General features: G+C 64.3%; 36 protein-coding genes. 1 reads left to right on the forward strand and 35 read right to left on the reverse strand.

What is annotated here, in order from left to right:
• Positions 1-15: 15 nt before the first annotated feature.
• The 16 genes from ABIB45_RS03535 to ABIB45_RS03610 all read right to left on the reverse strand — a co-directional run bounded on the left by ABIB45_RS03535 (position 16) and on the right by ABIB45_RS03610 (position 7199).
• A complete protein-coding gene (locus ABIB45_RS03535; RefSeq protein ID WP_354214552.1) occupies positions 16-363 on the reverse strand; it encodes a hypothetical protein in 348 nt (115 codons plus the stop codon).
• Positions 364-469: 106 nt separating this feature from the next.
• Positions 470-904 carry a hypothetical protein gene (locus ABIB45_RS03540; RefSeq protein ID WP_354214553.1) on the reverse strand — a complete coding sequence of 145 codons (435 nt, stop codon included), beginning with the start codon at positions 902-904 and terminating at the stop codon, positions 470-472.
• Complete coding sequence (locus tag ABIB45_RS03545; protein ID WP_354214554.1) at positions 846-1238, reverse strand: hypothetical protein; 393 nt, start codon at positions 1236-1238, stop codon at positions 846-848. The genes ABIB45_RS03540 and ABIB45_RS03545 overlap by 59 nt, the downstream gene beginning before the upstream one ends.
• 10 nt (positions 1239-1248) lie before the next feature.
• Positions 1249-1584, reverse strand: coding sequence for a hypothetical protein (locus tag ABIB45_RS03550; protein WP_354214555.1), 336 nt, complete (start codon positions 1582-1584; stop codon positions 1249-1251).
• Positions 1577-1855, reverse strand: coding sequence for a hypothetical protein (locus tag ABIB45_RS03555; RefSeq protein WP_354214556.1), 279 nt, complete (start codon positions 1853-1855; stop codon positions 1577-1579). Before ABIB45_RS03555 ends, ABIB45_RS03550 begins: the two co-directional genes overlap by 8 nt.
• Positions 1852-2193 carry a hypothetical protein gene (locus tag ABIB45_RS03560; protein WP_354214557.1) on the reverse strand — a complete coding sequence of 114 codons (342 nt, stop codon included), beginning with the start codon at positions 2191-2193 and terminating at the stop codon, positions 1852-1854. The genes ABIB45_RS03555 and ABIB45_RS03560 overlap by 4 nt, the downstream gene beginning before the upstream one ends.
• Entirely contained in the window at positions 2190-2459 is a 270-nt protein-coding gene (locus ABIB45_RS03565) for a hypothetical protein (protein ID WP_354214558.1), read from the reverse strand. Before ABIB45_RS03565 ends, ABIB45_RS03560 begins: the two co-directional genes overlap by 4 nt.
• Positions 2456-2824 carry a hypothetical protein gene (locus ABIB45_RS03570; protein WP_354214559.1) on the reverse strand — a complete coding sequence of 123 codons (369 nt, stop codon included), beginning with the start codon at positions 2822-2824 and terminating at the stop codon, positions 2456-2458. Before ABIB45_RS03570 ends, ABIB45_RS03565 begins: the two co-directional genes overlap by 4 nt.
• 3 nt (positions 2825-2827) lie before the next feature.
• A complete protein-coding gene (locus ABIB45_RS03575; protein WP_354214560.1) occupies positions 2828-3172 on the reverse strand; it encodes a hypothetical protein in 345 nt (114 codons plus the stop codon).
• Positions 3172-3804 (reverse strand): hypothetical protein, encoded by a 633-nt coding sequence (locus ABIB45_RS03580; RefSeq protein WP_354214561.1) that lies wholly within the window; start codon positions 3802-3804, stop codon positions 3172-3174. Before ABIB45_RS03580 ends, ABIB45_RS03575 begins: the two co-directional genes overlap by 1 nt.
• 32 nt (positions 3805-3836) lie before the next feature.
• Positions 3837-4739 (reverse strand): AcrVA2 family anti-CRISPR protein, encoded by a 903-nt coding sequence (locus ABIB45_RS03585; RefSeq protein ID WP_354214562.1) that lies wholly within the window; start codon positions 4737-4739, stop codon positions 3837-3839.
• Entirely contained in the window at positions 4736-5011 is a 276-nt protein-coding gene (locus ABIB45_RS03590) for a hypothetical protein (protein WP_354214563.1), read from the reverse strand. Before ABIB45_RS03590 ends, ABIB45_RS03585 begins: the two co-directional genes overlap by 4 nt.
• Positions 5004-5462: a hypothetical protein gene (locus ABIB45_RS03595; protein WP_354214564.1), complete on the reverse strand. Its 459-nt coding sequence runs from the start codon at positions 5460-5462 to the stop codon at positions 5004-5006. Before ABIB45_RS03595 ends, ABIB45_RS03590 begins: the two co-directional genes overlap by 8 nt.
• Positions 5459-6217 carry a hypothetical protein gene (locus ABIB45_RS03600; protein ID WP_354214565.1) on the reverse strand — a complete coding sequence of 253 codons (759 nt, stop codon included), beginning with the start codon at positions 6215-6217 and terminating at the stop codon, positions 5459-5461. The genes ABIB45_RS03595 and ABIB45_RS03600 overlap by 4 nt, the downstream gene beginning before the upstream one ends.
• The gene (locus tag ABIB45_RS03605) at positions 6214-6852 is read right to left on the reverse strand and encodes a hypothetical protein (RefSeq protein ID WP_354214566.1); all 639 of its coding nucleotides are present in this window, start codon (positions 6850-6852) and stop codon (positions 6214-6216) included. The genes ABIB45_RS03600 and ABIB45_RS03605 overlap by 4 nt, the downstream gene beginning before the upstream one ends.
• Complete coding sequence (locus ABIB45_RS03610) at positions 6852-7199, reverse strand: hypothetical protein (RefSeq protein ID WP_354214567.1); 348 nt, start codon at positions 7197-7199, stop codon at positions 6852-6854. Before ABIB45_RS03610 ends, ABIB45_RS03605 begins: the two co-directional genes overlap by 1 nt.
• 144 nt (positions 7200-7343) lie before the next feature.
• Here ABIB45_RS03610 and ABIB45_RS03615 point away from each other — a divergent pair, with 144 nt between their 5' ends.
• The gene (locus ABIB45_RS03615; protein WP_354214568.1) at positions 7344-7583 is read left to right on the forward strand and encodes a hypothetical protein; all 240 of its coding nucleotides are present in this window, start codon (positions 7344-7346) and stop codon (positions 7581-7583) included.
• 22 nt (positions 7584-7605) lie between these two features.
• On the opposite strand, the gene ABIB45_RS03620 is transcribed toward ABIB45_RS03615, so the two are convergent.
• From ABIB45_RS03620 to ABIB45_RS03710, 19 genes are all read right to left on the reverse strand, one after another.
• A complete protein-coding gene (locus ABIB45_RS03620; RefSeq protein WP_354214569.1) occupies positions 7606-7806 on the reverse strand; it encodes a hypothetical protein in 201 nt (66 codons plus the stop codon).
• Positions 7803-8009, reverse strand: coding sequence for a hypothetical protein (locus ABIB45_RS03625; RefSeq protein WP_354214570.1), 207 nt, complete (start codon positions 8007-8009; stop codon positions 7803-7805). Before ABIB45_RS03625 ends, ABIB45_RS03620 begins: the two co-directional genes overlap by 4 nt.
• A gap of 2 nt (positions 8010-8011) precedes the next feature.
• Positions 8012-8692 carry a hypothetical protein gene (locus tag ABIB45_RS03630; protein ID WP_354214571.1) on the reverse strand — a complete coding sequence of 227 codons (681 nt, stop codon included), beginning with the start codon at positions 8690-8692 and terminating at the stop codon, positions 8012-8014.
• A complete protein-coding gene (locus tag ABIB45_RS03635) occupies positions 8689-9192 on the reverse strand; it encodes a hypothetical protein (protein WP_354214572.1) in 504 nt (167 codons plus the stop codon). Before ABIB45_RS03635 ends, ABIB45_RS03630 begins: the two co-directional genes overlap by 4 nt.
• Positions 9192-9617, reverse strand: a complete 426-nt coding sequence (locus ABIB45_RS03640; RefSeq protein ID WP_354214573.1) for a hypothetical protein — start codon at positions 9615-9617, stop codon at positions 9192-9194. Before ABIB45_RS03640 ends, ABIB45_RS03635 begins: the two co-directional genes overlap by 1 nt.
• Positions 9610-9975 (reverse strand): LIM domain-containing protein, encoded by a 366-nt coding sequence (locus ABIB45_RS03645; RefSeq protein ID WP_354214574.1) that lies wholly within the window; start codon positions 9973-9975, stop codon positions 9610-9612. The genes ABIB45_RS03640 and ABIB45_RS03645 overlap by 8 nt, the downstream gene beginning before the upstream one ends.
• The gene (locus ABIB45_RS03650) at positions 9965-10186 is read right to left on the reverse strand and encodes a hypothetical protein (protein ID WP_354214575.1); all 222 of its coding nucleotides are present in this window, start codon (positions 10184-10186) and stop codon (positions 9965-9967) included. Before ABIB45_RS03650 ends, ABIB45_RS03645 begins: the two co-directional genes overlap by 11 nt.
• A 10-nt stretch (positions 10187-10196) precedes the next feature.
• Complete coding sequence (locus ABIB45_RS03655) at positions 10197-10445, reverse strand: hypothetical protein (protein WP_354214576.1); 249 nt, start codon at positions 10443-10445, stop codon at positions 10197-10199.
• 39 nt (positions 10446-10484) lie between these two features.
• Positions 10485-10790 (reverse strand): hypothetical protein, encoded by a 306-nt coding sequence (locus tag ABIB45_RS03660; protein WP_354214577.1) that lies wholly within the window; start codon positions 10788-10790, stop codon positions 10485-10487.
• A gap of 81 nt (positions 10791-10871) precedes the next feature.
• A complete protein-coding gene (locus ABIB45_RS03665; protein WP_354214578.1) occupies positions 10872-11732 on the reverse strand; it encodes a hypothetical protein in 861 nt (286 codons plus the stop codon).
• A 26-nt stretch (positions 11733-11758) separates the two neighbouring features.
• Positions 11759-12043, reverse strand: coding sequence for a DUF4031 domain-containing protein (locus ABIB45_RS03670; protein WP_354214579.1), 285 nt, complete (start codon positions 12041-12043; stop codon positions 11759-11761).
• Complete coding sequence (locus ABIB45_RS03675) at positions 12040-12837, reverse strand: hypothetical protein (RefSeq protein WP_354214580.1); 798 nt, start codon at positions 12835-12837, stop codon at positions 12040-12042. Before ABIB45_RS03675 ends, ABIB45_RS03670 begins: the two co-directional genes overlap by 4 nt.
• Positions 12838-12880: 43 nt before the next feature.
• Positions 12881-13258 (reverse strand): hypothetical protein, encoded by a 378-nt coding sequence (locus tag ABIB45_RS03680; RefSeq protein WP_354214581.1) that lies wholly within the window; start codon positions 13256-13258, stop codon positions 12881-12883.
• Between the two features lie 24 nt (positions 13259-13282).
• Complete coding sequence (locus ABIB45_RS03685) at positions 13283-13738, reverse strand: hypothetical protein (RefSeq protein WP_354214582.1); 456 nt, start codon at positions 13736-13738, stop codon at positions 13283-13285.
• A 55-nt stretch (positions 13739-13793) separates the two neighbouring features.
• Positions 13794-14066 (reverse strand): hypothetical protein, encoded by a 273-nt coding sequence (locus ABIB45_RS03690; protein WP_354214583.1) that lies wholly within the window; start codon positions 14064-14066, stop codon positions 13794-13796.
• An 11-nt stretch (positions 14067-14077) separates the two neighbouring features.
• Complete coding sequence (locus ABIB45_RS03695; RefSeq protein WP_354214584.1) at positions 14078-14326, reverse strand: hypothetical protein; 249 nt, start codon at positions 14324-14326, stop codon at positions 14078-14080.
• A 37-nt stretch (positions 14327-14363) separates the two neighbouring features.
• Positions 14364-14894, reverse strand: coding sequence for a hypothetical protein (locus tag ABIB45_RS03700; protein WP_354214585.1), 531 nt, complete (start codon positions 14892-14894; stop codon positions 14364-14366).
• A 7-nt stretch (positions 14895-14901) separates the two neighbouring features.
• On the reverse strand, positions 14902-15288 hold the full coding sequence (locus ABIB45_RS03705; protein WP_354214586.1) for a hypothetical protein: 387 nt from the start codon (positions 15286-15288) through the stop codon (positions 14902-14904).
• Between the two features lie 41 nt (positions 15289-15329).
• Entirely contained in the window at positions 15330-15536 is a 207-nt protein-coding gene (locus ABIB45_RS03710) for a hypothetical protein (RefSeq protein ID WP_354214587.1), read from the reverse strand.
• Positions 15537-15545: the final 9 nt, after the last annotated feature.

Below are 15545 nucleotides of genomic sequence, written 5' to 3' on the forward strand. Positions count from 1 at the left end.
TGTACCCGCGCCGGTTTAGCGCTTCCAGCCCCAGGTGGTCGGCGGGGAAGCTGCCGCGCGGTGGAGTTCGGCGATCGTGAACCGGTCGGTGGTGAGTGCGCGTTCCTCTTCAGTGGCCCGTTCCTCGTCGAGTTCGCGTCGGACCGCAACGGGGTCGCCGTCTTCAGCTTGGCGAAGACGGGCGGCCAGGTCCAGCGCCTTTTGCCTAGCGGCTGCAATAGCCTCGGCGTTCTCGGATCCGCCATGGGAGGCAACGTACAGGTGGGTGTACTGCCGCCGGGCCGCGGTGTACCGTTCCAGGGCCAGCTCGCAGGCCTGGAGAACTTCACTCTGGCTGGGCGTCGTGACTTCTGCGGCGGTCAAGGGCTCTCCTTCGGGTGCGGCCGGAAACCCGACCCCCAAAGCTTATGTGCAGGCCATCGACTCGCCCAGCGGACGGCGCGTGTTTCGGGTCACCGCGGGTGGCAGCTCAGGCGTCCGGATTGGTGGCCGGACGGTTGGGGAAGCGGACCCGGCGGGACAGGGAAATGGTCCGCCATTGCGTGTTGTAGCCCATGACGACTTCCGTGCCGTCAGCGTCCACTGCGGTCACTTTCGTGGATTCGGCCGGTGCGACGATGACGATGTCGGCGAGACTTCCTTGCTCCCCGCCGCCGCGGGCCTTCCGGTAGGCGTCGCGGTAGTTGAGGAAGTTTCCGCTGTCGCTGGCGCGGTAGAAGCCGTGAACCTGGAAGAACTCGCCGTCGTTGAGGACGAGTTCGACGTCGTTGATGCCGGTGCCCGGCCCGGCATCGGGGTGGACGGCGCCGTAAGCGTTGTTGAACGGCTCGAACTTGAGCTTGCCGTCAGGTCCGTAGGAGAAGAACATCTCGAGGGTGTTGACGTGACCGTAGGTGGTTTCCATACCGGTGATGTGTGCGGAGCAGGGGCTCACTCTGCCCGGGGATGGGCAGGACCTCACGCACTCTCGACAACAGGTCCGGCATCCCCGATCCGGCATGTTCGTCGCGGATACCGAGGGACAGGAAGAACGCACGGGTGTCTGCGTCGCCCGCGCTGGTGACGGCCCGGGCCGAGTCTATAAAGGTGTCCGGCAGGTGACCCTGGGTGATGTGCCTGACCAAGTCATTCAGGTCCGCTGCCGCCCCGGCGTGCGGCGACGCGCAGTTTTCGAGTTGGCCGGTGAGTGCGGCCATGTCGAGGCGTGCGCCGATGAGGTCGGGGTAGGCGTCGGTCACCTCCCTCATCTCAGAGGTCACCCCAGGATTTGTCGGTGTCGACCAGATCGTCGAACAGTGCGAGGTGCCCGGTGTACCCGGATCGTTCACGGAAGTGAGCGATGACCTCGTCATGACTTCGGCTTGCGAACACCTCGGCGCCGTCGGCGAACAGGATGTGCACCTGCCTTTCGGCATCCAGACCGATCAAGTAGTCAGGCTCGTGCCGGAGGCCAATGATCTCCCGGAGGACAGTCTTGGTGTTGTTCGCGTCATGGTGGCTGAGGTGACTGAAGTGGCCGTTCTCCCAGCCTTCAAGCTGGACGGTGTACTCGATGGTTTCGCGGACGGTGATGTGCTCAGGCATCGGGGGTTTCCTTCGGCTGGGTCGTGGCCGCGGCCAGGGCGTCTTTCAGCGCGACGCTCCGCTCGTCGAAGGTTTCCTTGAGGTTGTTCGTGATCCACTGGTGGCTCATCGCCTGGTTGTGTGCGTCCTTGTGCCCGATGGCGTATGCCTGGGCGAGTGCCTCGCGGATCACGAAGACGGTGTTGCCGGCGTCGGCCTGGGGGCTGCTAATCTCCCGGACGACGGCCTGCAGCTGCTGGTCGAGGTGTGCGGGCATCGGGGTGTAGGTCATGGGTTCCTCATTCTCGTCGAAGAGTCTCGGATGGCTTCGGCGCGGTGGCGGAGCCATCCCACATCGGTGGTCATGGCGTGAAGCGTGTCGTTGTTGTCGATCCCTGCATCATGGGAACGGACCCGGATGACGTCGACGGATTCCTGCAGGTCGGTAGCTGCGTCAGTGAGGGCCTGGGCTGCGATGTGCGGGGCGGCCGCGGCGATGGCACCGGCGAACAGCGCCCACGTCCTGTGTTCGGCGAGCCAGTCGGCTTTGCTCACGCCGGGCGGCGCGGTGACTTCGCGCATCGCTTCTTTCGCGGCGTCAAGGGCTTCGCTTGGCATCACAGTGGTCATTTCGCTACTTCCGGTTCGGCTTGCTGGTTCTGTGACCGGCGTGCCTCGCGGTCCTCGCGCAGCACCTTGAAATGTGGTTTCGTGTCCGGCCAGCCTCGGAAGATCCACGACCAGAACAGGACGACTACGAAGATCAGTCCAAACACGCCTCGGGTCACGAGGATGGCGACGATGAGCGCGACGTACAAGACGGTGAAGATCCAGAAGATGGCGACCATACGGCGGGCCCGTGGCAGATCCGGTTCGCTGGCATCGGCGGCACTCATGCGCCCTGCCCCCGTGTGGCTATGTTCGCTGCTTTGATCCGCCAGGAGTTGTCCGGATCCTCGAGGTCCCGGAACCGGAAGACCTGGGATACGTCCTCGCCGAGGGACGCCGCGTGGTCCACGACGGCGTCGTGGCTGCGGCTCGAGAAGATCCGGTCACCGTCTTTCAGGAGGAAGTACAGCTCGGCGTCCAGGTCGCAGTCCCAGGCGTAGTCGGGCTCGTGCCGGCGGTTGACCTCCTCGCGGGAGATCACCTTCACGTCCTGGCGGTCACCTTCGCCGTACATCTCGTCGGCCTCGTGGTCGTTGCGGGGCAGCCGGATGGTGTAATCGCGGATCTCCCGGTAGGTGATGAAGTCAGCCACGGCTCAGCCCTCGATCACGGTGAAACGCGGTTCGACGCCGAGATTGGCGAAGCGGGCGAGCAGCTCGGAGGACGTGTAGAAATCGGTGGTGCCCGTGGCGGCCCACTCGTTGCGGCCGTCCGGTGTGCGGCCATAGAACGCGATCATGCCGGAGCCGTCGTCTGGGACGAGGCCAAGTGCTTTGGAAGCCTCCTCGGAGTCGAGCTCCTCGACCGTGGTCAGGACGCGGGGCGCGGTCTTGACCAGGATTTCCTGGAGCTTTTCAACGGCGACGTCCAGCGGGGCGCCTCGGTAGGCGAAATGGTCGAGCTCGGCGAGCAGGGCTTCGATCTCAGTGCGGAGTGTCATCACGCCGCCTCGGCAAGCTGGAGGGACGTGGCGTGCTCGCGGTACTGGCGGATGCCGTCCACGATCGCGTGCAGGGAGTAGAGGAAGTGGTGGCTGAAGGCGGTCAGTCGCCAGTCGGTGACGTCGTAGAACTCGAAGCCGCCGTGGCGAAACTCCATGGCGGCGCTGATCGCCAGGGACTTGTCACCGGACGGGCCGTACTCGTCGAGGAGCTCTTCGCGGATTTCACGCCAGACGTCGACGGCGTTGTCCAGGTTCTCCCGGCTGTTCCAGAAGTCCTCGATCACGTACCGGACGAAAACGTCCCGGGAGTACTCACGGGCGGGACTGTGGACGTCCTGGGCCTGAAGCTTTTCCGCCCAATAAGTCGGATTGATGCGGCCGCCGCTGTTTTCGAAGAAGGCGAGCATGTCCTCGCTGCGGGAGAACACGTAGGTGCCCATGTCGCCGCGGAACGTCAGCTGGCCCGGGGCAGTGATGATGTCGTACCAGTACAGGCCGGTACCGGGTTTGCGGAAGCGCAAGTGGCGGTAGAGCCCCTGGTCGAGGGGGACCTCCATCATGTGGTCGGAGGTGTCGATCTTGAACATCTTGAGGGCGTGATCTTCGGCATTGCGCTTCTTGGTAACCATGCGCCTCATGTGTGCGGAGCAGCCCGGCACGCTCACCGGCGCCAGGCCCACACCCGTTCGGTCTCCTTCAGCGGCAGGCCGGCCGGTCCCTTGATGTAGAAGGGTATCCACCGGACGCTGCGCTTTGACCGGTTTGGGCCATGGGGCTGATTCCTCCAGTGGCCGCGGACCATCCACCGGTGCGTGTAGGTCCGGCCGGTCTCGTCGACGTCACCGGTAGAGACGTGCTTTGGTGTATGCAGGTCGATGACCGTGACGTTAGCGGAGCGGCTTTTCTTGGCGTCCTTGCGCGCGGCCTTCGTCTTAGGTGCCACGGTACTGCGGTCGGCTACGCCAGGGCTGGACATAAGCAGCGCCGCTGCAGCCAGGAACGACATCAGCTTGACGGTGCCTTCTTCGGCGTCTGCGCCACTGAAGTCGTACACGCCGTCAGGTACACCATTCTCGTACCAGACCGGCTCCAGAAACCCCTGTGCCTTCGGGATTCCGGTACTGCGGCAGTAGGACTCGATGCGCATTTCTGTTCCGTGGTCGACCCAGGTGATGACCTCCACTCCGAGCTCGGTCTCGACCTGGTCGAAGTTTTCGTCGAACACCCAGGTGCTTACTCCCGGCAGCGGCTTTTCCAGGACCATGAATCCGCAGCGGGACGGCAAATCGAAAGCCGGGTTGAATTCCGGGAGGTCTGCTGCTGCGTCCAGGGCAAGGGCGACCATGTCTTCCGAGACCCAGAACATGTCGCCGGCTCCCAGCGCCTTGCAGAACCGGGACTCCACGGCGATCGTGTCCCGGATACTGGCGGCTGCTGATGCCTGCTCGTGCTCCGGGAAGTCGGAGACTCTGCGCAGGGTTTGAGTAGGGGCTTCCATCTTCTCGTCGATCAGGATGGACCGTATCTCTGGGACCGCGGAGACCCTCCAGTCGGCGGTCCTCAAGAGGTCGTCTCCTTGTCGCCGGACGGGTGGAACTCGGCCAGGTATTCACGGTACTGGTTGTTGGCTTCCTCGATGCCGCCGAAGTTGTGGCTGGGAACCATGGCCGAGACGACATGGGCAAGCCGGCCGAGCCGGACCTCGGTATCTTTCGCGTTCCGGACCAGGGCCGTCATGTCCATCGGGTTGGTCGGCGTGATGGCGGCAAGGACGGTCATTTCACTGCTGACCCGCATGAGCAGTTCGTTGCGTGTCAGCCGCGGGGATCTAGCCACGGTCGGCTTCTTTGCCGGAAGCCAGTCCCGACCGCAGAACCTGGAGAGCAGCCCGGATCTCCTCCGCGCGCGGCGGGAGCGGCCAGAGCGGTTCAACCCAGACGATGCCGGTGTATCCGCCTCTGTTCACCAGGGCACCGTTTTCCCACTGGTCCAGGACCGAGGCGATGGTCTTGACGGCCGCGGCACGGGCGGTCAGTGTGGCTGCGGTGGAAGCCTGATGCTTGGCGGCCAGCTCGGCGGCGCCGCGGTAGCCGGCGGCGATTCCGGAATCAATCAGGGCCTGGTCGCTGTCCTCGGTCGCCAATCGGTCCGCGACCCCGTCATGGGCGGCGGCACGGGCGGTGAACTGTTCGGCAAGGAACCCCAGATCACCCCATGGGGCGTCTTTTCCCGTGCCTTCCGATGGCTGGTTCCCGTCAGTGGCCGCGGCGTCAGTGCGCTCGTTCATGACCGCGGCTGCTCGGGGTTGGTGATCGCGTTCCAGAGTTGGTGTGCGTCCTGGACGGTGGCCGGCTCGACCTTCAGCTCGGCACCCACAGATTCCGCCGAGGGGATGTCGACCGCCCGGGCTGCATAGTCCTGTGGGACGAGCAGCATGGCTGCGAAGAAATGCGCGACCGGGTGGGTGTTGCGGGCATCGCCGAGTGAGAGGTCGAGAGAGCCCTGGTAGTAGCAGTCCTCGTACGTTTCCCAGCGCAGTTCCTGCACAGCGATGACCAGGGCCATGAGTTCGTTGCGGCAGGCCTGATCCTCACCGTCTTGGAGGAAGATCGTAATGTCGCCGGGGCCATGGATCCGGGCGGTCCGTCCAGGGAAGCGTTCCGCGTCGCGGTCGGAGAGGCCACCTGGCTGGATGACCGTGCCGCCGAACGAGCGGAACAGGGCCCGGAGGCCGACGGGACCGGCTTCCTCGTGCAGGTCTCTTCCCTTGATGAACGCACGGGCTGCCAGTGCGGTGCGGTAGCGCGTGGGACGCTTGATGAGAACAGCGGATACGCCCGGATCGATCTCGTCGTTGAAGGCGTCAGTCGGGTAGGGACGGACGACCTCCCACTCTTTCGCGACGATCTCCCCAAGCGCGATGGCCTTCGAGAACCCATTCGTGACATCAAGGTAAAGGCCACGGGGCCCACGGGTGATGGTGCTCTCTTTGCCGTCCAGCTGGAACGGCATGCCTTCGCGTGCTTCGATGAACTCGGTCATTTTGGTTCCTTTGCGCCCGGGAGGAACCGGGTGAAGTGGGGGTCCTCGGGCGGCTCGGATGAGGCCTCTGTCGGTTCGGTGCTCCACGAGCTGGGAGGAACAGGTGAATATCGTTCGCGCAGGCGGTGCAACATGGTTTCACGGCGCGCAGCGAAGGCGTCGGAGTCAGCTTCGGCAGCCTCCATGGCGGATCGCGTGGGAATGGATACTGCATCGGCCGCAGTGAGAGCTTCGATCATGGCCATGTGGACAGGCTTGATCGAGGTGAGCGCACCTTCGCGGTCCATGACGAGGCGGAACGCGTCCAGGGCGGGAGCCACCCGGGCGTCGCAGTTTGCCAGGGGCTGTGGAGCGGACGCCTGCGCTTTCTCGTCCCAGTCGCCCGCAGGGGCGTAGTGGGAACAGAGCAGAAGGTATTCAGTCTCTTCCTGGCCGCCTTCCTTGCCGATGTCAACACGGAACCGGGCACCATTGGCGGCCGAGATGAAGGCGTCGGCCACTGCCTGCTCCACGGTCGAGTCGATGACGGGCTCGAGGGCGGTGGCCTGGTCGGCGAAGACCGGCTGGCGCTTGAGTTCGTATCTGCTGGAACGCCAGTGCTCGTAGAGAGCTTCGGCGAGGAGGGCGGTAGTCATCAGTTGTCCTTTCCGGATTCGGCCGGATCGGATGCGGCGGCCGGGGCGAGGACGAGGTATTCGGCACGTGCGCTGGCCAGTGCCTCGTCGGTTATTTCCCGGCCGTCCTCTTCGGCGTCTTCGCGGAGGATCTGGAGGTACCAGTCCAGGTCTGCTTGAAGGTCGTTGGCGATCACGACGGCCTGGTGGTTGTACCTGTCGTTGAGATTCAGGAAGATTACGCCCTGGCAGCCCCGGTTCCTGCAGGTGGAGCCGACAGCGTCTTCACGCTTGACGGCTTGGTGTTCGGAGATGGAGCGGGAAATGCGCTCCAGTGCACGCTGTCGGGGTGTGTACTCGGAAGTCATCGGAGGATCATCCTTCAGATCAGGGACGGCGGTGGTCTTTGGGATCATGTGTGCGGAGGCGTCCGGCACCCTCACCCTGTTCTCAATAACTGACCGGAGGCGTAGTATCCGGCTACTGCTGGGGCCGAATGGAAAGGGATAGAAATGTCTGTTTGGGACAGGTTGAAGGGAAAGCCATCGCCACCCCGCGAGACCACGACGACGCCGCCACCGCAAGGCCGGTGGGAGCCGGTACAGGACGCCGGCCGGGCTGCAGGCCAGGGCCTCAAGGACACACTCGATGCCCTGCGCGGTAAGCCCAGGGCACCCCAGCTGGTATGCAGAGAAGGCCACGTGATCAGGCAGGGCAACGACATCTGCGATTACGGACACTACGTCGGCTGAACAGAAGCCTGTCCGCCCCGTCTTATGACCGGCGCCTGGCCCAGCGTTCGGCGGCGATCCTTCCTGCCTCTATGTGCTGCGGGTCGCCCATTGGGATGTCGAGCATGGCCGAGAGCTCGTCCCGGTAGTACGGCCCGATGACCCATGGCCGCTGGCGGGCAAGTTTGAGCCGGCGCAGCTCGTTGGCCAGGACCCGCTGCCGGTCGTAGCGGTGTCTGCTCACGGCTTGTCCTGCAGCAGTCGGTAGCCGGTGCTGGTGGGGCGGAACCGGGTGAGCCGGACCTTCGTCCTCAGGACGCTCTTCACCGTGGCGTGCGTCTCGCCCACCGTCAGGATGGTGACCCGGCGGCCGCCGGCACGCTTGTCCTGGTCCACCCAGACCTGCCCGGGCCGGACACCGTACGGGTTGCTGGTCTCGGCGGCCACGCTCAGTTGCCGATACCCACGTGCTCGGTCAGTTCGGACGGCTTGGGGATCTCGAATTCGTGGTTTCCGGCGGTTTCAATGATGTTCAGCTCGCACAGGTATTTGGCGGCCCGCTCGTTGAGGTTGATGTACCAGCCGCCGACAATGAGCTGGTTGCGGTCCAGCCCGCTGCCGCCCTTGAGGACGGTGCCCAGGACGGTGAACCTGCCGTAGCGCGGGTGGTTGAACCCGGCAGTGACCCGGTCACCCTTCTTGAGCACCGCGATGGTGGCGGTGAGTGCTTTGGTGTCGCGGCGAACTTTCGTCGGCACTTCGGGGAGGGTCTCGACGGCGGTTTCCATGGGTTCTCCTGCGGGTTCAAGTTCGGGAAGGTCGGGTTCGTGCTGCGGGTCGTCCGTGGGAGTAACTGGTTCGGGCGCGATGGTCTCGGGTATGTCCGGCACGTCCCGCACCGGATCGGGAGCCGGGAGGACGGCCACTGAGGGGACCTGCGGTTCCGGCAGCTGCTCGGCCTGGTGGCGGGCGAAAAGGATGATCGCCACGTCCTCATTGTCGGCGTCCACAATGGTTCCGCAGCCGGCCCCGTCGCAGCGGATGCGGGTTGCGGACTTGTTCCACGTGTAGGTGGCGTGCCCGGCAAGGACCACCGCGGCGGCGTCAATGAAATCCAGTACCGCCGTCATCGCTTCTCCTCCCCGAGCCCATCGATGAAGTCGGCGACAGCCAGTTGCGCGCCGGCCATCATGCGCAGCAGGTCGGTATCCATCGTGACGGGGTAGACCGCCGAGCCGGCCTGGACCGTCCCGACGTCGTCGACGAGCTCGGCAATCGGCAGGAAGGACCTGGGCACCAGGACGAAATCCTCCAGCACGGCGGCCACGGCTTCGTCGTTGTAGTTCAGGACCGCGCCGAGGGTCTTCCGGAGGTCGAGACTGTGCTGCTTCGCCGGCGTGTAGGAGAACCGACGTGCCTGCGGGGTGTTGTCCGTGCCGCGGTAGTGGATCCAGCCGGTCTCAGGGACCTTGTCGATGGGGCGTTTCATCCACCGGGTCGCGGTGATCCGCTTGGAAGCTGCCCATTCATCCATGTCGGTTTCGGGCATGGCATGCCAGTGATCCCCGGGTGTCCACAGCCAGTGGGTGGCTTCGACGGGCTCAGGGGACTCGATGTCTGCGTAGACCACTATTGGCCTTCCTTCGTGACTGCGGCGAATTCGCCGACGATCAGGTGGGCATTGATGCCGACGACACCCTTGTCCCAGGCCAGTGGCCACGGCAGGTCCAGGACTGTCTGGTCGTGCCCGTCAGGGATGAACAGGTTGTGGTACTGCCGCGCGGTCCAGTCCACGTCCGTGACGTCGCCGTCTCGGGTCAGCCGGACCCAGGCGTGGTCGAACGCGAGCGGTGCTTCCGGGTCCACGCCGTGAACGACTGCGGCGTCCCAGCCCAGGTCGCGGGCGAAGGCTGCGAACTCGGCGCTGACTTCCTCACAGGCCCAGCTGTCCGTGTGGTCGTCCTCTGCTTCACTGATGTCCGGGTAGCGCCGCCAGATGCCGAGACGGGGATCGGAGGCGATGAAACTGTTCAGGAGGTGCAGCAGATCATCCATCTGTGGTGCCTTCAACGGCGGCCAGGACCCGGCGGGCGGCAGCCTTGAGGCCTTCCTGCTCCGGGACGGATGCCAGATCGTAGGGCAGGCCAAGAAGGGAGCCGCCGATGTACCGGGCGCCGCGGACGATGGCGTTATCGTCATGGATCGCCTCGTCGACAGTCTGAAGCTCCCGCATGGCGTGCTGCAGGCGAATGCCGAGGTCGCTGGAGTAGTCACCGGGCACCTCTGGGAGGAGGCCTTCCAGTTGCTTCGCCCGGACATAGCAGCGGAGGTGGAAGTCGCGGTCGTGTTCGAACCGGCGGACGGCTCGTTCCTCCAGCGGGGTGATCTCGGGAAGCGCGGGGTTAGTGTTCATTGTTGTCTCCGCTCTTGCGTCCGATACTGGGGGCCTGACCGCGGGTCACTGCAGACAGCAGCAGAACGAGGAAGCTGAAGATGATGGAGCACCAGCCGCTGAGGTAGAAGCGTTCTGAGAGCATCTCAGAGGTCCAGATGCCCGCAAGGAACGACAGGAGAGAAAGGACCAGCAACGTAGGCCAGGCGCGCTTGAACAAGATGTGAATCATGGTTTCTTCCTTAGTTTCCGGCGATGCGGCGCAGGCCGTCTTCGCCGTCGGTGTCGTGGGTTCGCAGAACGAAAGCAACGAAGGGCCACCCCGCGGCGATCTTTTCTTTGTTGATGTCATCGGCTTTCGCCCAAAGCTCGAAAATGCTGTAGTTGAACTCGCTCGGCATCGTCCCGCCGGGCAGTCGGAGGTAGCCGAGGAGGTCTCCAGCAAGGGAGCGGACCGCGGGATCATAGGGGTTACCACCAGAAGGGTTCATGCCCCTCATGTGTGGGGCATAACGATCAACCCTCACCGGCTAGGCGACTCCTCCGCCAGCGGCAAGAAGGAGTCCAGCCACATGGGCGTGATGGAGCGCCATGGCGTCGTGGCGGCCTTCTTTAAGGAACACGCTCAGTCCGGTCATCTCCGGGTCCCTCTGCATCCATTGGCCATATTGGGCTTGGTCACAGGAACAGGAGTATTCGTGGCTGCGGGGTTCGTTCCAGCCGTCACCGTCACCGTGCTCCATGAAGGAGTGCTCGGTGAGGATCTCCTCGGTGACGGAAGCCCTCGGGTGCCGGGCGCCACCCGAGGCCGAGGAGCCCGTCGGAGGCTGCCTCATACACCCACTGTGGCAGTGCCGGGATGAGTGCGGCCAGGTGCCCGACAAGAAGGTCCCGGGGAGTGAAGCTGTTATCGGCCATCAGGAAGTCGGCTCTCGAAGGATGTTTTCCGCGAGGCCGATGATGTGCTGATCTGCGGCGTCGTCCCGGACCTGTCCGGTGGCCGCCTCGATGGCAGCGACGGCATCCTCCGCGTGTTCCAGGGCAGCCTTCGCGGCGGCCACCGCGGTCTCATACTCGTCCCGGACCTTCTGTACTGACTCGTTCTGTACATCCGATTGGGCCACCCGGCGGCGCTCCTCACTGAGGACCGGCAGATCGATGTACCGGAAAATGGCGTCGGTGGCGTCCGCGACAAGGTGGCAATGGGCCAGGTTGAGCGCGTCCAAAGCCGGCATGGCCGATTCGAGCCGGCTACCGAGGGCGTTGACTTTCTCACGCCGCTCACCCGGGAGTCCCCTGGTGGGCACGATCCGGCCTTTGTGGCGGTTCCACGCTGCGATGACCGATGTGCGCCACTTTGCCCAGGCGATCAGGTACTGCACACCGCACGCGATCAGCAGGACAAGGGCAACCGCCGACGCCCAGTGGATCACTTGGGGAGCGGCGTTGAACACAGCGATGAGGGACGTAATCACCCGCTGTTCGGTGCTTTCGCTGACCTCGACCACTGAGAAGATTGCGTCCAGGGACAGTGTCACCAGCACGAGCAATAACTGGAAAACACCGGAGCTAATGAGCGCATAGGCAGCCGCTTTGAGGAGCCGGGAAGCGGCGGGTCGAAATTCTTCCGTGAGCGGCTTGAGCTGCTCGGCCGTGAGGCCGCGGTTGAATACACTGACGCGCTCGAAAGGGGCGATGACCTGCCAGCGGCGAGGCACCTTGTAGACGTAGGGCCAGGCGGGGGCGAACGCAGTCTTGGACGATGTTGGTTCTGTCATGTGGCTCATGTGTGCGGCGCCACGGCTTAGGCTGCCCGGGCTGCTTCGCGCTTCGCAGCCCACAGGGCGCAGGCTTCTTGCAGGGTGACGGGTTGGGCACCCAGCCGGATTGCGAGTTCACGCTTCGTGTCGGTGACGTCGAAGTGTTCTTTCCAGGCGTGACCAGGATTCTGGATCCAGGACCGCTTGAGCCCGAGCCGGTCGGCGAACTCGACCAGCTCCTCAGTGGTGTCTGCTGTCAGATGCGACCAGTTGGCGCGGATGCGCCCGACGGTGGCCGGCATTCTCATATTGTCGACGTAGACCGTCATCGCTCGTGGACCAGCTTGATAATGTCGGCGTCCGTCCGTTCCTGGCGGCGGGAGTCAAGCAGGTCCCATGCTGCCCCCAGTGCAAGGTCGACGCGCTTCCGGGTGAAGCCCTGGGCCTGCACCGCCTGTTCGTATTCTTTGGCGGCCTGCCGGACGGCGGGGTCTTTGATGTGGGTGGCAGCGGCGGCGCGCTTCCCCAGGAGGGGAATATCCGAAGCTTCGATGTAGCGCACGATGGCGTCCCTTGCGTCGTCGAGCTCGTCACCGTCCGGGTCGAGCCGGTTCAGGCCGCGCCGGATCTCGTCAAGCTTGCAAAGGTCGTCGGTGACTTCTTCCCGGACAGACTTCGGGACGTCCTTCAGTGCGATGATCTGACCGCCGTGGGCCAGCCAGGCATCGCTGAGGGCCTGTTTCCATGCCTTGGCCCTCCGGTTCTTGGTGGATTTCAGGAAGACAGCCCAGGCCGAGCCCAGCGCGGCAACGCCCACGCCTGGGAGGATCGATAGCAGCACCACATCCGGAATACGGAAGTCAGTATTAGGCCCGGAATTGAAGCTGATACCGGTTAGAGAGCTGAGGCAGTAGAGCATCATTCCGACGCAGAGGGGGAACAGGCCGGCGACGATGACTACATCGGCCGCCATGTTCCGGGGATGGTCGAATTCCTCCGTCAATGGGGTCAGGGCGCTCTCGTCCAGTCCGGTGTTGAAGCACTCGACCCAGGCTTCTGAAGTGGGGCGGGCGTTCTCCGGGAGGGCTTTGAATATTAGCGGTGCAATGGGTTTCGTGGTCACGTGGTCTCCTTGGTTGGGCGCGGCAGGGTGGCGACTGCCGGGTTCAGTGCCGCTCGTAGTTGAGGGCGTACTCGTCTTCGACGTTCCGGACTGCCACCGCCGCGAGGGCTTCGAACGCTTCGACGCTCATCCTGACTTCATCCACGACGAAGGTGATTCCTCCGAAGCCGAAGCGGACGCCGGGCAGGCTCCGGTCCTCGATGCTGGCCTTGGCGCCGTTGAACTGTTTCCGGAGTGCGTCCTTCCGTGCATCCTCGGCAGGTGCCCTCTCCCAGTCGAAATGGCTGTTGAGCTCCCGAACGTAGTCGTGGCCGGGCTTGTGCCGGTAGTAGGTGGCGGCCAGTGCGTCGAACCCGCACGTGCATTTGTACCCGCCTGCTGCAAAATGCTGCTCGGGTTCCGGGGTGGTCTGGTCGGTCATGATGTTCTCCGTGTCCGCGGCAGCCTAGCGGCCGGCCACAGTCCATTCGTCGCGGGAGCCGGTGGGGCGGGAAACGATCTCGAAGTTGCCCAGCGGATGCAGTCCTTGCAGGTTCCGGAGACCTCGGCGGGCATCATTGATGGTCGGGCTGGAGGGATGATGAAAGACGTTCGGAGCGCCGACTGCCCGGTAGCCATACTCCAGGCCAGGGTCGCCGACTTCGTTGAACCGGCCAGCGAACGCATCGGCGTTCATGAGCTTGAACTGACCGGAGGGCACGCCGTCAGCGTTGAGCTCCTCGATGAGATAGTAGCCAAAAGCAGGGCCGGGCTCGGAGACGCCTGCGGCGAAGTTACCGGCGCCCTCAGTACTCCGCTGGCACACACCGGCGAAGTACTCCACATCCTCGGCTGACTCGATCAGGGTGATGCGGTGCTGGACGGGGTGGGCAAGGACGTGCGGGTTCGTGAAGGTAGCCATGGCCTTCATGTGTGGGGCGTGTCCGGTATCGCTCACCGGGCCTTGGTCCCTGCGGTCACTCCGCGCTGATGACCAGGCGGAGGTTTTCGACGCTGACGTAGCCGTCGTGCGGGCCGCGGCTTTCGTAGTGTTCCGGGTCCTCCATGAGGGCAATGACCGGGGCGAACAGCAGCGGGGCCGCGGCTTCAAGCGCACGGCGGATCTGATCGGTGGTATGGCGCCGTGTTTGGCAGGGAGGGTTGACGGTGTGCTTATCGAAAGGGGACCGCCGGCATTCGCAGGGCTTGCGGTCCAGGCGCAGGAATTCGTCGGTGGCTGCCGTGAGCACCTGAGCCGGAATCATTGCGTGCCGCCGATCGACCGGTACGCGTCCTCCAAGGAGCCTGTACTCGCCGCGAACTGGCACACTGACCGGCCGAGGACGACGTACAGGGTATTGGACCGGCGCCCGCCTCCGGAGCTGAAAAGGAAGGCGTCCCGGTAGGAGGTGATGTTCCACGCGTCGGCGGTGGAACCTGCGACGCTGGAGCCTTTTCCGGCGAACCAGTCGTTCAGGACTGCGAGGGCATGGTCTTCTGTCTGGGGCATTGGTGAGCGCTTTCTTTGTGCGGGTGGTGTCGCCGGATCAGGCGGCCTGCGCGGTTTCGGTTTCCGCTTCGAGGGCTGCGTGGAATTCGGAGAGCTTCACTTGCTCCCAGATGTCCTGGTCGATCCGCTTGGACTGGTCCTCCAGAGGAACTCTGGACAGGGTCAGGAAATGGTCGCCGCCGACGGTCTCAACCCGTGGGAAGATGCCGAATCCTTCCGCGAAGAGAATGTCCGGGCAGCCGGGGAAGGTGTTGCCGGGAAGCCGAAGGCCAGCCAGCGTGGCGACGTGACCCTTACCTTCAGGGGTGCGCTTGGCGGGGACAACGTCGAGTCTGGCTCCATCGAAGCGCCAGCCTGCGGGCAGCTCCTCGCCGTACTTCGCGGCCCGGTAGCCGGCGACCGCCCAGCCGCCGTCGAAGAAGGATGTGCCGAAAACTTCGCGGCCGCCGATGGACGCCTTGAAGGCATCTACCTTCGCCTGCCAGTCGGACACGACCTTTTCACGCTTGGCGAGGTAGTCGGCGATCAGCTGGGGTTTTTTGGTCTTGAAGACAAGTGCGGCGTTCATGGGAGTCCTATTCGGGGGAGGTCACGGAGAGGGAGCCGCGGGGCGCCGGGTCGTACTGGATGACGAAGGCGGTGAGCGGCAGGACATTGAAGGTCGTAGCGTCGGCGGTGTGGGTGATGACGAGACCTTCGATACTGCGGCCCGCGGGCAGGCCATGTTTGTGGGCAGCGTCGACTGCGTCCGCAAACTCATCGAAGTTCTCCGTTCCCGCCGGGGTCAGCAGGACGAAACGGGTGCAGCGGCTGAAGTCCAGGCGGACGCGAACAATTTCCTGGCCGTCAGGGAGATCAACGGCAGCGGCCTCCGGACTGAGAAAGGCCGGAGCGCCGGACTGGATGATGTTGCGGACGGACTGCCCGGGCGTGATCTGGGTGAAGGCTTCGATGGTGGTCATGGCACCTATGTGTGTGGCATCGGCCAGGACGCTCACCGTCGTTAGCGCGTCAGGTAGCCGCGCTTGATGGCGACGAGGTGGTTGTACCTTGCCGATGCGGCAGCCACCTCGGAGGCGGCCGTGACATCAGCCGGACCGTTCTTGGTCAACCTTTCCATCCAGCCGTTGAAGGTCTTTTCGGTGGACTCGATCAGGTTGTCGAACTCGGAGGAAGTGATGCGTGGCTCGGGGGCTGTTGAATCGCTCATAGGACTTAT

This window comes from Arthrobacter sp. UYCo732 (assembly GCF_040547265.1).
Classification (GTDB): Bacteria; Actinomycetota; Actinomycetes; order Actinomycetales; family Micrococcaceae; genus Arthrobacter.